Below are 13,335 nucleotides of genomic sequence, written 5' to 3'. Positions count from 1 at the left end.
GTGCCGTGGAGGCATTGCGGCGTCTCACCGGCGCAGCCGCCTCCGCCGGGCTCGTCCTGCGCGGCGCCTTTGCGCCTGTCGTGGACGACGGCGTTCCCGAGGTGCGCGCCGGCATGCCGGCCGGAACGCTCGCGCTCCTCGGCTTCACAGGGCGGGAAGGATTTCCCGCCTTCGCCGCCTCGCCAGAAGCGCACGATGGCGTTGCCCACCCGCTGGATCGCTGGTCGCGGCGGATCGTCGAGGCCCTGGCGGCTGAATCGGGCGGCCTTGCCCTGTTTCCCTTCGCAGGGCCGCCATGGCTGCCTTTCCAGCGCTGGGCCATGCGCGCCGAGGATGTCAGGCCCTCGCCGCTTGGGCTCCTGATCCATCCCCGATGGGGGCTGTGGCACAGCTACCGCGGTTCCATCGCGCTGGCGGAGCCTTACACGGGGCCGGAACCGGCGCGAGCCGCCCTCGGCCCCTGTGACACCTGCGCGAGGCGGCCCTGCCTCTCGGCCTGCCCGGTCGGCGCCTTCACGGGGGAGGGCTACGCCGTCGACACCTGCGCGACGTATCTGCGCTCGCCCGAGGGTGCGGACTGCATGGAGCGCGGCTGCCTCGCCCGTCGCGCCTGCCCCGTCAGCGCGGAGCACGCCCATGGGCCAGGGCAGGCCGCCTTCGGCATGCGGGCATTCCTCGCGGCGAGGACGTGAGCGGACCGCGCGTCTTCGGACGCGCGCTTTCGGCGAGCAATGCTGAAAGGGCGGGTCTGGAGACCCGCGCTCCGTTGCCGTGACGGCTGGCGCCCGGCAGCGATCCGCTTCAGACTTGCCATCAGACAAAAACGGGAGGACGCCGCCATGATCGAGGACCCGCCGCTGCTCCAGATCCGGCGTGGCTTCCCGCGCCCCTCGGCGGCACAGGTCGCCGCCTTCGCCGGCCTGCAGACGGGCTTCGTGGTGGACGCGATGAACGGGCGCGGCGGACTCGACGGCAGCATCAAGCCGATCGCCGGCACCGGGGCGTTCTGCGGCGTGGCGCTGCCCTGCCATGCGGGTCCCGCCGACAATTTGGCCGCCTTCGGCGCACTCTCCGTCGCAAAACCCGGCGACGTCATCCTGTGCGGGACCGACGCGTTCCGCGAGACGGCGGTCACCGGAGACCTGCTGCTCGGGATGATGCAGAACCGCGGCGTAGTGGCGTTCGTGACCGACGGCTTCGTGCGCGACGTACCGGGCATCCGGAGCGTCGGCCTGCCCTGCTACGCTGCTGGCGTGACGCCGAATTCCCCGGCGCGCAACGGCCCGGGCACGGTCGGCCTGCCCGTCGTCATCGGCGGCGTGTCGGTCGGTCCGGGGGACATCGTGCTCGGCGACGAGGACGGCGTCGTCGTCGTGCCCTACGGGCGGATCGACGCCGCGATTGCACGGCTCGATCAGGTAAAGGCGGCCGAGGCCGACCTGGACGCCAAGGTGAAAGCTGGGCTGGAAGTGCCGGGTTTCATTCAGATGCTGATCGACGGCGGCCGGTTCACATACCTCGACTGACGCGACGCGGCGGCGTCGTCCAAAGCCCGGCAAGGCTCAGGCAAAGTCGGTGATTGCAACCAGTGCTGGCAAGCGCCAAGACTGAGCCGGCCGGAGTCGCAGGGGCGGTCCCAGATCTCCGGCGCACAGGAGCCGGATGCGTGTCGACCGACCTTCACCCCGCTGCGCCGCACGCGCTGCCGTTCTTCGTCACGGGCCCCGGCGACACCGACGTCCTTATGGTCGTCATGGCGCTGGTGCTTCTCGTGGCCGTGCTGGCCGTGGGGACGATCTTCCTGCGGCTGCACACATTGCCTGAGCGGATCGCCCACAAGGGCCAGAAGCTGCAGTTCGAGATCGTGGCCGTGCTGGGCCTGATCGCGCTCTTCACGCATGAGCACATCTTCTGGGTGGCGGGCCTGCTGCTTGCGCTCATCGACCTGCCGGACTTTGCCGGACCGCTGGGCCGCATGGCGGGGTCGCTGGAGAAGATCGCGGGGGTCGCGCCGGGGCAGGGCGGCAAGGAAGCCGACGCCGCCGAGCAGGCCAAGCCCGACCATGTTCATCCCGGGCACTGAATCATGCTGGAACTGCTGCTCTGCTCCGTCCTGACCATCCTGCCGGACTACCTCTACCGCCGCTACGGGCAGGGAAAGCGTATCGGCAAGGAGATCACGCTCTATTCGGTGTGGTTCGAGCTGCGCTGGGGCATCGTCACCTGCCTGATGCTCGCCGTCGGCCTGATCACGGTGATCTTCTACAACCACCCGTCCACCACCAACGTCACGGCGCTTTTCCGGACGGTGCCGATCGTCCCCGAGCGCAACGGGCGGGTGGCCGAGATCTTCGTCGGGCTGTCCGACACTCTGAAGCAGGGGCAGCCGATCTTCCGGCTGGACAGCCGCGAACAGGAGAACGCGGTCGAGTCCGCCAAGCGGCGCATCGCCGAGGTCGAAGCCGCGATGGTGGTGGCCAGGGCCGACATCGCCGCCTCGGAGGGCCAGATCCTGCAGGCCCAGGCGTCGCTGCAGCAGGCGCAGGACGAACTCGCCACCAAGCAGGAGCTGCTGAAGCGCAACGCCGACGTGGTGACCCGCCGCGAGATCGAGAAGCTGCAGGTGGCGGTCGACGGGCGCGCCGGCGCGGTGGATGCCGCGAGGGCGGCGAAGGCCTCGGCGCAGGCGAAGCTCGACTCGCTTTTGCCGGCCCAGAAGGCGAGCGCCGAGGCATCGCTGGCGCAGGCGCAGGTCGATCTCGACAAGTCGGTCATCCGCGCCGGCGTCTCCGGCCGGGTGGAGCAGTTCGCCCTGCAGGTGGGCGACATCGTCAATCCCTTCGCCCGCCCGGCCGGCGTTCTGATCCCCGAGAACTCCGGCCGCCGCACCCTCATCGCAGGCTTCGGCCAGATCGAGGCGCAGGTGATGCGTACCGGCATGGTGGCGGAGGTGACCTGCGTCTCGAAACCGTGGGTAGTGATCCCGATGGTCGTCACCGATGTGCAGGACTACATTGCCGCAGGTCAGTTCCGCGGCGGAGAGCAGCTCGTCGACCTGCAGCAGTTCAGCAAGCCCGGCACCATCCTCGCGGTTCTCGAGCCGCTTCATCAGGGCGGGCTGGACGGGGTGACGCCGGGCAGCAGCTGCATCGCCAACGCCTATTCGAGCAACCACGACGAGATCGTCGACCCGAAGACGGGGACGATGCGGGGGATCGCGCTGCACGCGGTCGATGCCGTGGCGGTGGTGCATGCCATGCTGCTGCGCATCCAGGCGCTGCTGCTGCCGATCAAGACGCTGGTGTTCGGCGGACACTGAGAAGCCGCTGCGGCGCTGGCCGCAGCCAGGGCAGGGGGCAATCATGACAGACATCGGGATGGCTCGGTTCCGCAGGCGGGTGACCGCCGGGGTGGCGCTGGCGCTCGCGGCGTCGCTGTTCGCGACTGCGGCGGATGCGGCGTGGGTGTGCCGGAGGGTCGACGGCAAGCGCAAATGCGGGATGGAGCAGACCAGGCCCGTTCCGTCCGCGGTTCCCGCCCCGGGCATCAGCCCCACCGGCCAGCCCGGCGCCAGGCCGAAGCCGGCCAAGCCGTGCACCACCCAGGGCGGCCTGCAGGTCTGCCCCTGAGCAAGGGCCGACGGCGGCGAGGGGGAGGGCGGCCATGCGGGTTTGGGTGATCCCGGCCGTCTACACGGCCGCCAGCATCGCTGTCGCGTCGGTTGTTCCGCGCATCGAGCACGCGCTGGTGCCGGAACTCGCGCACGGGATGTCGGTGACATCGGCCACCGCCTTCCTGTCGGCGACGGCGTCGGGGATCCTGGCCTTCACGGCAATCGTGTTCTCGATCGCCTTCGTCATGGTTCAGTTCAACGCGCTCGCCTATTCGCCGCGCCTCGTCCTGTGGTTCGCGGGAAGGCCGGAGCTCTACCACGCGCTCGGGATCTTCATCGCGACCTTCACTTACGCGATGGCGACCCTGCTCTGGACCGACCGCAACGGCAGCGGGGTGGTGCCCTACCTGTCGGTGATGGTGGTGATCGCGCTGCTCTGCGCGAGCATGATGATCTTCGCCCTGCTGGTGCGCAGCCTGACGCGGCTGCAGATCACCGAGGTGCTGAGTTTCGTCGGCGACGAAGGGCGCAGGGTCATCGCGGCCCAGGAGGGATTTCTCCCGGCCCGGAACGCCCGCACACATGCCGAGGCGACACGGGCGCGTCCGCCGAGCAAGCGCCACGTTCTCTATAGCGGGGCCCCGCGCAGCCTCTGCTCGATCGACTATTCGGCGCTCATCGGGCTGGCCGAACGGCACGGGACGACCCTCTCGGTGCGTGTGGTGGTCGGAGACACCGTTCTCGACGGCGTGAAGCTGGCCAGCCTGGACGCGGAGGCGCCCGGCCTCGCCGACGACCAGGTGAAGAACGCCTTCCATCTCGGAAGCGAGCGGACCTTCGAGCAGGACCCGAAATATCCGCTCCGGCTTCTGGTCGATATCGCCATCAAGGCTCTCTCCCCCGCGGTCAACGACCCAACGACGGCGGTGCAGGCCATCGACCAGATCGAGGACCTCGTCTGCCGCCTCGCGAAAGCCGACCTCGGAAGCGTCTGGATCGCGGACGTAGCCGGCGTGCCGCGCGTGTTCGCGCCGCTTCCCAGCTGGGAGGATTACCTGAGCCTCGCCTTCGACGAGATCCGCCAGTTCGGCGCATCCTCCGTCCAGGTCATGCGCAAGCTCGCCGCCGCGCTCGAGCACATCGAGGACATCTGCAACGACGAGCCCAAGCGGAAGGTCGTGCGGAGCTACCACGACCGGCTGGCGAACTCCGTCCGCCATTCGGAGCTGCTGGAGGGGCAGGATCGATCGGCCGCGCTGCAGGCCGACCCCCAGGGTCTCGGCTTCGCGCGGGGCGACGACACGGATCCGGCGCGGGCTTGATCCGCCTCAATGGCATCCGCGTCATTGCAGTGCACAAATCAGTGCTATTATGGCGTGCAGCTCCCGACAACTGCACTCGTACAGGAGGCGCGGTCATGAGCTATCAAGGCGACAGTCTCGGCCTTTCCACGGCGCCCGTGAACGATCTCGCGGCATACTGGCTCGACAGCTGGCAGCGCTCGGTCCTCATGCTGGACACGCTGCGCCGGCGCGGAAACATCTACCATGAGCAGGCCGCGAAGCAGGCTCCGCACGTCCTGAGCTTCGGCGCGGAGGTCGTGATGGACGGGCGCACCTTGCCTCGCCCGGTCAACTACGCCCTCGTTCGCATCACGCCGCCGGCGGGTGTCACCGTCGACCACACCAAGCGTCCGTTCATCGTCTTCGATCCCAGGGCCGGGCACGGCCCGGGCATCGGCGGCATGAAGCAGGACAGCGAGATCGGCGTCGCCCTGAAGGCCGGACACCCCTGCTATTTCGTCGGCTTCCTCACCGAGCCGGTGGCCGGCCAGACCATCGAGGATGTCTGCGTCGCCGAAGGCACCTTCATCGAAAAGGTGATCGAGCTCGAGCCCGAGGCCGACGGGAAGCCCTGCCTGATCGGCAACTGCCAGGCGGGCTGGCAGATCATGCTGACCGCGGCGATGCGGCCCGACCTGCCGGGCCCGATCATCCTGGCGGGCTCGCCGCTGTCGTACTGGGCCGGCGTTAGGGGCAAGAACCCGCTGCGCTATCTCGGCGGGCTGCTCGGCGGAACCTGGATGACGGCGCTGGCCGGCGATCTCGGGCATGGCAAGTTCGACGGAGCCAGCCTCGTCTCGAACTTCGAGATGCTGAATCCTGCCAACACCTTCTGGCAAAAGCCTTACAACGTGTATGCGAAGATCGACAGCGAGCCGGAGCGCTTCCTTGACTTCGAGACGTGGTGGGGCTCGCCGGTCCTGCTCGAAGCCACCGAGATGCAATGGATCGCCGACAACCTCTTCGTCGGCAACCGCCTGACGCGGGGCGAGATCACGACGTCGAAGGGCGGCCGGGTCGACCTGCGCAACGTCGCGTCCCCCATCATCGTGTTCTGCTCCTGGGGCGACGACATCACGCCGCCGCAGCAGGCGCTGGGCTGGCTGACCGACCTCTACGACGACACCGACGACCTCGTGCGCGCCGGACAGACCGTCGTCTACTCGGTGCATCAGTCGATCGGGCACCTCGGCATCTTCGTCTCCGGCAAGGTGGCGACGAAGGAGCACAGCGAGTTCGCCTCCTGCATCGACATGATCGACATGCTCCCGCCCGGTCTCTACGAGGCCGTGATCTCCGAGGCGGGGCCGGAAACGGCGCGCCGCGACCTCGTCGACGGGCGCTACCTGCTGGCTCTCGAGCCGCGCTCGCTCGACGACATCCGCGCCATGGGCGGCAACGGGCCGGAGGACGAGGCGCGCTTCGCGACGGCGGCCCGCGTCTCCGAGATCGGCAAGGGGCTCTACAACGTCTTCGCCGCGCCCGCCGTGCAGGCGATCGGGACTGAGACGACGGCTCGCTTCATCCGCGACACGCACCCCAACCGGCTTCGCTTCGCGGCCATATCGGACCGCAACCCGCTGTCGGGAGTGGTCGCCAAGGCCGCCGAGACGGCACGCGACAACCGCCGCCCGGCTGCGCCCGACAATCCCTTCCGCCAGATGGAGGAGATCGTCGCCGGTCAGATCGCGTTCAACCTCGACCTCTGGGGCCAGATGCGTGACTTCGCCTGCGAGCAGGTGTTCCTGGGGGTCTACGGCAACCCAGCCCTCCAGGCGGTCGTCGGCCTGCGGGCGGACGGAGCGCCGGAGCTCCGGCGTCCCGCTAAGGACGTGCAGCGCGAGGCCGAGGCGCGAGCCCGCGAGGCCGAGCTGGAGCGGGGCATGGCGGAGGGCACGCTGCTCGACGCCGTTCTGCGCGCCGCGGTCTACGTCGCGCGTGCGTCGGGCCAGGGCGCGGACGAGCGCTCTTTCGCAGCCCTCAGGGCCATCTCCGCCCATGTCCCCGGGCGAATGAAGGTCGGCAGGGCTGCCTTCAAGGAGGCCCTGCGGCGGCAATACCTGACGCTGCGGCTGGACGAAGCGCGCGCCATGAAGGCGCTTCCCGCGCTGATTCCCGCCGAAGCCGCCAAGCGGGCGCTTGCGCTGGACGTCCTCAAGGCCCTGATGGAAAGCCGCGACCGGACCGACGAGGAAAGCCGGCGCTACGCCGAAGTCACCCGGCTTTTCGCCCCGGCCGGTCTGGCCGTCGCCGGCCGCAAGCCGGCCGCCTGAGGGGTGATGCCATGAGCACGGTACTCGCCGGAAAACGCGCCCTGGTCGTCGGCGTGGCAAACGACCGCTCCATCGCCTGGGGCGTCGCCGACGCCATGGCCGCTGCGGGCGCGCGGCTTGCCGTGACCTTCCTGAACGCCAAGGCGGAACCCTATGTACGGCCTCTGGCCGAGCGGGTAGGGGCGGAGCTGATCCTTCCGCTCGACGTTGCCGATCCCGCGCAGGAAGCATCGGTCTTCGAAGCGATCGGCTCGGCATGGGGAGGGCTCGACATCCTCGTCCATTCCATCGCCTTCGCGCTGAAGGACGACCTGCACGGGCGGGTGGTCGACGTCTCGTCCAAGGGCTTTGCCCTCGCCATGGACGTCTCCGTGCACTCCTTCGTCCGGCTGTGCAGGCTGGCGGAGCCGCTGATGGCGAACGGTGGCGCCTGCCTTACCATGAGCTTCCACGGCGCGGAGCGGGTGGTTTCGACCTACAACGTCATGGGCCCCGTGAAGGCGGCGCTGGAAGCCACGGCGCGGGAGCTCGCCTCCGAGCTCGGCCCGCAGGGCATCACCGTCAACGTGCTGTCGCCCGGTGCCATGGCCACGCGCGCGGCGGGCGGGATCGCGTCCTTCGACGCCATGCTGCAGGAAGCGGCGAGCCGTTCGCCGATGAAGCGCCTTGCCACCATCGAGGATGTCGGGGCCGCCGCCGTGTTCCTGGCCAGTGACGCGGCCCGCAACATCACGGGCGAGACCCTGCACGTGGACGCCGGCTACCAGATCATGGGCTGAGCAGCCCACGCTGTTTTTTCTCGATGGCTTCAGGCAGGAGCCCGGGGGAACCCTTCCCTACGGGCTTGATGTCTGCTGGGGCGTGCGCAGCTGGCGCGCCTGCTCGCGCTGTCCCCGCACCACAGGCTCCTCCTGCTCGGACGGACGAAAGACGGGAAGGACGAGGCATGCGCTCTGCGATGCCAGCACGTGGCGCCAGTTGACGATCAGCTGCTTGTAGGCCCGCCCGACCGCCCGGGGATTCCGGTCGAGGTCGTAGAGCCCGAGCGGGTTGACCTTGCCGTTGTTCTCCCGCAGCGCCACGTCCCAGTCGACTTGGTCGGTCAGCGAGTACCAGGTGAACCCGACCACGGGGATGCCGGTGTTGCGGATGCGCAGGACGTTGGCCCACTCCTTCCACAGCCAGAACACCGCCTCGTCGCCCTGGGCGCCCTCGGCGTGGTTTGTCTCCGTGTGCATGACGGGCAGGCGGTAGCGGTCGTGGTACTGCCGTGTGATCTCGTCGTAGCCGAAGATCTCCCCGGCGGCCGTCGTCCGCCCGTCCGCCCAGACGCGGTGCTCGTTGGTGACGTAGTAGTCCGTCCCCATCACGCAGTGGCGCCGCATGTTCTGGTCCATGAAGAAGCGGTACTCGTCGGCAGTCATGCCGTTGTCCGCGAGCCAGCCATAGGTTTCGGCGTGAACCTGGTGGCCGTAGTTGAGGTCCAGCGAGAGGAAGCGCTCGGCGTTGTAGCGCTCCGCCCGGGGGATCGCGTCAGGGCTGTCGGCGTGGAAGTACTCGGACGACTCGCTCTGGATGAACAGGGCATCCGGCCGGACGTCGAGAATCGCGTTCATCGCGAGGACGTTGGCCTGCACGAGGTGCTTGAGGGCCGTGACGAACGCCCTGTCGCTGGACAACTGCTCGTTCCACCAGCCCCAGCGGGCCGAGAAGGTGGCGCAGACGAACATCTCGTTCACCGGCGTATAGAGCTGCACCCAGTTGTAGCGGGTCGCGAAGTCCCTGGCGTAACGCTGGAAGAGTGCGGGGAAATCCGGGTTCTGGAAGTTGCCGATCCAATCGGGCACGCCGAAATGGCAGAGGTCGACGATCGGGACGATGTTCTTCTCCCGCAGCCTCGCGAACGTCTGGTCGGCGAAGTCCCAATCATAGCGCCCGTCACCGAGCCACGTGCGGTGAAGTGGGGGCCCGTAGCGCAGGAACGACAGGCCGAGGTCCTCGACGATGTCGAAGTCGGTCTGCCAGTGCTTGTAGAAACCGCACTTCTCGAGTTCGTCCACGCGTTCGCGTCCGCCATTGATGGTGGGCGCGCTGTTCTCGATACCTGTCGCGAAGACGAATGTGAACACCGGTGTTCTCCCGCTCTTGCCGGGGTTTGAACGCGGCAGCTTGGCAACCCGTTCTCGCCACGGGTCAGACCTGCGCGCAGGGGTCGCGCAAGAGTGTATTCTGGCTGGTATCGCAGACCCTCTGGCACGAGTGGGCGCGTCAGGCGTTTCCCGTGCCGGACAGTAGACAGACACCTGGGAGGACAAGGGATGGCGCGCTTCGGCATCGGCCTGATCGGGCTTGGAAAGATCGCGACGGACCAGCACGTGCCAGTGATCGCCGCCGATCCCGACTTCGAGGTGGTGGCCGTGGCGAGCCAGCGCGGCAACGGCCTGCCCGGCGTTGCCCAGTCCTACCGCGACTGGCAGGATCTGCTGCGCGACGCGAAGGGCGTTGACGCCGTGGCGATCTGCACGCCACCGCAAGTGCGCCATACCATTGCCCGCGCTGCGCTCGCGGCCGGCAAGCATGTCCTGCTGGAGAAGCCACCCGCCGCGACCGTCAGCGAACTCGTCGACCTGCAGCGGCAGGCCACAACGGCCAGCCTGAGCCTGTTCGCGACGTGGCACTCGCAATTCAATGCCGGTGTGGAAGAGGCCCGGAAACAGCTCGCCGGGAAGCAGGTGCGCCGCCTCGAAGTGACCTGGAAAGAGGATGTTCGCCACTGGCATCCCGGCCAGGCGTGGATCTGGGAGCCGGGCGGCTTCGGCGTGTTCGATCCCGGCATCAACGCGCTTTCGATCGTCACGCGCATCATGCCGGCGTCGATCTTCGTGCGCTCGGCCAGCCTGTCGTTCCCCGCCAACCGCGCTGCTCCGATCGCGGCCGACATCGTCTTCACCGGGTCGGGCTCGCGCGACGAAGAGCTCACCGCGGCATTCGACTGGCGCCAGACGGGTAAGCAGTCATGGGACATCGCCGTGGAGACCCAGGACGGACTGTCGCTGCTGCTGTCGGAGGGAGGATCCAAGCTGACCGTGAACGGCACCCAGACGGTGGACGAGCCCCCGCGCGAGTACCAGGGCATCTACCGGCGCTTCGCGGAGATCCTCTCCACGGGCGGCACGGATGTCGACGCCGACCCGTTCCGGCTCGTGGCGGATGCCTTCCTGGTCGGCCGGCGCGTGGAGGTCGAAGCCTTCGAGGACTGACGCGCCATTGCTCCGGTGCGCCAGCCCGCGCAGCAGGCCGGGGATGATGGCGACCAGCGGGCCCGCCTCAGGTGTCGGCGTGGACCCGCTTTGGCCGCCTGACGGCCCGGACCGTTCCGCTCGTGGCGCCGCCGCAGAAGAACAGGTCACCGCCGTCCGATTCGATGCCCGAGACGGCCACGCCCGGCGGCATGCCGATCTCCTCCAGCACCTCGCCCGAGCGGGGGTCGATGCGGGACAGCTCGCTTTGGTCCTCGTCCCAGCTGCCGTGCCACAGCTCCCCGTCCACCCAGGTGACCCCGGTGACGAAGCGGTTGGACTCGATCGAGCGCAGGATATCGCCCGTGCCGGGATCGACCTGGTGGATGCGCCTGCTGCGGTACTGGCCGACCCAGAGCGTGCCCTCCGCCCACGCCATCCCGGAGGCGCCGCCCTCCGGAAGGGGGATGCTCGACAGAACTTCGCCAGTTCCGGGGTCGACCTTCTGGATGCGGTCGCCGGCGATCTGGAACAGGTGCGTGCCGTCATAGGCCGTGCCCGCCTGAGCGGGAACGGCGAGTGTCCGGACCATGGATCCCGTATCGGGGTCGATGGCATTCAGTGTCGGCCCGGTCGCAATCCAGATGCGAGAGCCGTCGAAGCTGACGCCGTTGACCTTGTCGACGCCCTCGAACGGCCCGTACTCGCGGACGATCTCGGCGGTGGATTTCAGCATGGCCAGACCCGTGGCTTGTCGATCCTGGCGCCAGCCTATCCCCCGTGCAGGGCGGACGGGAGTAACAACGCTGTCGGGAAGCCCGGCACCGGCGCCGCCACCCAGCGGCGGGCGGGCCCCTGGCCCACTGCCTGCACCTTGCCGCCTGCAGCCAGTTCGTCGAGCGCGCGCTGCAGCGTGCGCTGGCTTGCACCAAGAGCGAGGGCAAGCGCCGAGCTCGACCATGCCTCGCCGTCGGCCAGAAGCGCCAGGACCGGCGCATGTGCCTCGTCGGCCGGCGGAGCGATGACGGCGAGCTTTCGTCCGCCGGTCGGCGTCAAAGCGAAACCGGTCCGCGTGGCGGCGATGGAAGCGATGCCCTCGAGGGCTTTTCGCAGGCGCCCGATCTCGACCCTCAGCCTTGCACGGTGCGAGTCGTCGGCCTCCCTGGCGCGAAAGGCTCGCGCCAGCAGCTCCTCCCGCGAGGCACTGGCGGGCCAGGCCTCGGCCAGAGTGCGGGCGAGCGCGAAGAGGACGGGCCGTGTGCCGAGGGCAACCGTCCTTCCGCCGAGGCAGACCGACTGCCGGCAGGCGTCTACGACCAGTGTGCCGGACGCGAGCAGGGCCTCGATCTCGTCGAGCCTGAGGGCACGGGGTGAGCCGGGGCCGACGAGCCGGGCCACGGGGATGTCGAGCTGGCGCTGGGCAGTGTCGATTTCGGCCAGGAGCGGGGGAATGCCGGCCCGTTCCGCAATACGCCTTGCCTCGGTAAAGGCCGTGCGCGCGTCGGTGATGCGAAGGCGGCGCATGGCGATGCCGCCTGCCACAAGCGCGCAAGCGGCCCGGGACGGGGTGGCCAGGGCTGCCGTGTCGAGGCCGGAGAGAAGGTTTTCGGCCTCCGCGAGACGGCCGATGAGAAGGCAGTAGCGCGCCTCCAGATAGCGGGCATGGGCCGCATTGGCCCGGTCGCCATGCGTCTCCAGCACGCTCCGGGCGTCGGCAAGAGGCTGGGGAGGCCAGGCGAGGTCGCGCGAAACCAGGGCGATTTCCGCCTCCGCGACGGTGCAGCGCGCCCGGGGCAGCGCGTCCTCCGGGCTGAAGGTCCGGGCGGCCCGGCGCAGCAGAAGCCTCGCCCTCGGCAGGTCGCCGAGCTGAGCCATGGCGATGCCCCGCAGCGCCAGTGCATGCGCGTCGTCGCGCAGCGCAACGGCGTTCAGGGCGGTGAGAGGGTCACCTGAGGCAAGGGCACGCCCGGCCGTGTCGATCAGGGCGTCCATGCGAATCCCGACAGACTTGTCACTCCCGGTCCTCCGCGTCGGCCCGCTACCCCTATCCCATCAACGCCCGGTCCTGTCCGCAAGTCCGCGCTGCAGGCCGGAGAGTTGGAGGAGAAAGCCATGACACCGCATGCCATCGTATCCCCCGAAGCCTGGCTTGACGCGCGCCGCGACCTGCTGGCCGCCGAAAAGGACCTCACCCGGCGTACCGACAGCGTCGCCGAGCTGCGCCGGCGCCTGCCATGGGTCCGGGTCGAAACACGCTACGTCTTCGACGGTCCGGACGGGCCCGTGACGCTCGAAGATCTCTTCGGCGGCAGCAGCCAGCTCCTGATCCAGCACTTCATGCTCGGCCCGGGGTGGGAGCAGGGCTGCCCGAGCTGCTCCTTTATGGCCGACCACGCCGACGGCATGGTCGTGCACCTCGCCCATCGCGACGTCGCCTTCGCCGCCGTCTCGCGGGCGCCGCTCGCCGAGATCGAGCGCTTCCGGGGCCGGATGGGGTGGCGGTTCCCGTGGGTGTCGTCCCACGGCAACAGCTTCAACCGGGACTTCCGCGTCAGCTTCACCCCGGAGGAGATCGCGGCCGGGGAGGTGGACTACAACTACGCCAGGCCTGCCCGCGCCGGCCAGGAAATGCCGGGGCTGAGCGTGTTCTTCAGGGCAGAGGACGGCTCGGTCTTCCGCACCTACTCGGCCTATGGAAGGGGCGTGGAGGCGATGATCGGGACCTACCGGATGCTCGACCTGATGCCGAAGGGCCGGGACGAGGGCGGGCTCGACTATACGATGCAGTGGGTGCGCCACCACGACCGCTACGAGAACGCGCAGCCTGCCAAGGCGGCGTCGTGCTGCAGCTCCGCCGCGTGAGGCGC

13 protein-coding genes are annotated in these 13,335 nt (G+C 69.0%); 10 read left to right on the top strand and 3 right to left on the bottom strand.

The features are described 5' to 3' along the window. Positions 1-5 precede the first annotated feature (5 nt). From AC5JCN_RS09185 to fabI, 8 genes are all read left to right on the top strand, one after another. On the top strand, positions 6-692 hold the full coding sequence (locus AC5JCN_RS09185) for a ferredoxin (protein WP_495754731.1): 687 nt from the start codon (positions 6-8) through the stop codon (positions 690-692). Between the two features lie 147 nt (positions 693-839). Further along, entirely contained in the window at positions 840-1,526 is a 687-nt protein-coding gene (locus AC5JCN_RS09180; protein ID WP_495754730.1) for an RraA family protein, read from the top strand. A gap of 140 nt (positions 1,527-1,666) precedes the next feature. After that, the gene (locus tag AC5JCN_RS09175; protein WP_495754729.1) at positions 1,667-2,083 is read left to right on the top strand and encodes a hypothetical protein; all 417 of its coding nucleotides are present in this window, start codon (positions 1,667-1,669) and stop codon (positions 2,081-2,083) included. A 3-nt stretch (positions 2,084-2,086) separates the two neighbouring features. Beyond that, positions 2,087-3,319 carry an HlyD family secretion protein gene (locus AC5JCN_RS09170; RefSeq protein WP_495754728.1) on the top strand — a complete coding sequence of 411 codons (1,233 nt, stop codon included), beginning with the start codon at positions 2,087-2,089 and terminating at the stop codon, positions 3,317-3,319. A gap of 43 nt (positions 3,320-3,362) precedes the next feature. Further along, entirely contained in the window at positions 3,363-3,629 is a 267-nt protein-coding gene (locus AC5JCN_RS09165) for a hypothetical protein (protein WP_495754727.1), read from the top strand. 34 nt (positions 3,630-3,663) lie between these two features. Beyond that, positions 3,664-4,935, top strand: a complete 1,272-nt coding sequence (locus AC5JCN_RS09160) for a DUF2254 domain-containing protein (protein ID WP_495754726.1) — start codon at positions 3,664-3,666, stop codon at positions 4,933-4,935. Positions 4,936-5,030: 95 nt separating this feature from the next. Then, a complete protein-coding gene (locus AC5JCN_RS09155; RefSeq protein ID WP_495754725.1) occupies positions 5,031-7,229 on the top strand; it encodes a DUF3141 domain-containing protein in 2,199 nt (732 codons plus the stop codon). Between the two features lie 11 nt (positions 7,230-7,240). After that, positions 7,241-8,008, top strand: a complete 768-nt coding sequence (gene fabI, locus AC5JCN_RS09150; protein ID WP_495754724.1) for an enoyl-ACP reductase FabI — start codon at positions 7,241-7,243, stop codon at positions 8,006-8,008. A gap of 57 nt (positions 8,009-8,065) precedes the next feature. On the opposite strand, the gene AC5JCN_RS09145 is transcribed toward fabI, so the two are convergent. Further along, positions 8,066-9,358, bottom strand: a complete 1,293-nt coding sequence (locus tag AC5JCN_RS09145) for a family 1 glycosylhydrolase (protein WP_495754723.1) — start codon at positions 9,356-9,358, stop codon at positions 8,066-8,068. Positions 9,359-9,547: 189 nt separating this feature from the next. Here AC5JCN_RS09145 and AC5JCN_RS09140 point away from each other — a divergent pair, with 189 nt between their 5' ends. Beyond that, positions 9,548-10,489: a Gfo/Idh/MocA family protein gene (locus tag AC5JCN_RS09140; protein ID WP_495754722.1), complete on the top strand. Its 942-nt coding sequence runs from the start codon at positions 9,548-9,550 to the stop codon at positions 10,487-10,489. A 67-nt stretch (positions 10,490-10,556) separates the two neighbouring features. Here AC5JCN_RS09140 and AC5JCN_RS09135 read toward each other — a convergent pair whose 3' ends face one another. Both AC5JCN_RS09135 and AC5JCN_RS09130 read right to left on the bottom strand, forming a co-directional pair. After that, positions 10,557-11,204, bottom strand: coding sequence for a Vgb family protein (locus AC5JCN_RS09135; RefSeq protein ID WP_495754721.1), 648 nt, complete (start codon positions 11,202-11,204; stop codon positions 10,557-10,559). A 35-nt stretch (positions 11,205-11,239) separates the two neighbouring features. Further along, on the bottom strand, positions 11,240-12,460 hold the full coding sequence (locus tag AC5JCN_RS09130; protein ID WP_495754720.1) for a helix-turn-helix domain-containing protein: 1,221 nt from the start codon (positions 12,458-12,460) through the stop codon (positions 11,240-11,242). A gap of 120 nt (positions 12,461-12,580) precedes the next feature. Here AC5JCN_RS09130 and AC5JCN_RS09125 point away from each other — a divergent pair, with 120 nt between their 5' ends. Next, positions 12,581-13,330, top strand: a complete 750-nt coding sequence (locus tag AC5JCN_RS09125) for a DUF899 domain-containing protein (RefSeq protein ID WP_495754719.1) — start codon at positions 12,581-12,583, stop codon at positions 13,328-13,330. The last annotated feature ends 5 nt before the right edge of the window (positions 13,331-13,335 follow it).

Source organism: Alsobacter sp., assembly GCF_059501845.1.
This window is presented reverse-complemented; position numbering and strand designations above follow the sequence as displayed.

What these genes read in the sequence shown, in the direction of transcription:
- AC5JCN_RS09125 (WP_495754719.1), top strand. Translation starts at nt 12,581, where the DNA reads ATGACACCGCATGCCATCGTATCCCCCGAAGCCTGGCTTGACGCGCGC.
- AC5JCN_RS09135 (WP_495754721.1), bottom strand. Translation starts at nt 11,204, where the DNA reads ATGCTGAAATCCACCGCCGAGATCGTCCGCGAGTACGGGCCGTTCGAG.
- AC5JCN_RS09130 (WP_495754720.1), bottom strand. Translation starts at nt 12,460, where the DNA reads ATGGACGCCCTGATCGACACGGCCGGGCGTGCCCTTGCCTCAGGTGAC.
- AC5JCN_RS09165 (WP_495754727.1), top strand. Translation starts at nt 3,363, where the DNA reads ATGACAGACATCGGGATGGCTCGGTTCCGCAGGCGGGTGACCGCCGGG.
- AC5JCN_RS09170 (WP_495754728.1), top strand. Translation starts at nt 2,087, where the DNA reads ATGCTGGAACTGCTGCTCTGCTCCGTCCTGACCATCCTGCCGGACTAC.
- fabI (WP_495754724.1), top strand. Translation starts at nt 7,241, where the DNA reads ATGAGCACGGTACTCGCCGGAAAACGCGCCCTGGTCGTCGGCGTGGCA.
- AC5JCN_RS09180 (WP_495754730.1), top strand. Translation starts at nt 840, where the DNA reads ATGATCGAGGACCCGCCGCTGCTCCAGATCCGGCGTGGCTTCCCGCGC.
- AC5JCN_RS09155 (WP_495754725.1), top strand. Translation starts at nt 5,031, where the DNA reads ATGAGCTATCAAGGCGACAGTCTCGGCCTTTCCACGGCGCCCGTGAAC.
- AC5JCN_RS09140 (WP_495754722.1), top strand. Translation starts at nt 9,548, where the DNA reads ATGGCGCGCTTCGGCATCGGCCTGATCGGGCTTGGAAAGATCGCGACG.
- AC5JCN_RS09160 (WP_495754726.1), top strand. Translation starts at nt 3,664, where the DNA reads ATGCGGGTTTGGGTGATCCCGGCCGTCTACACGGCCGCCAGCATCGCT.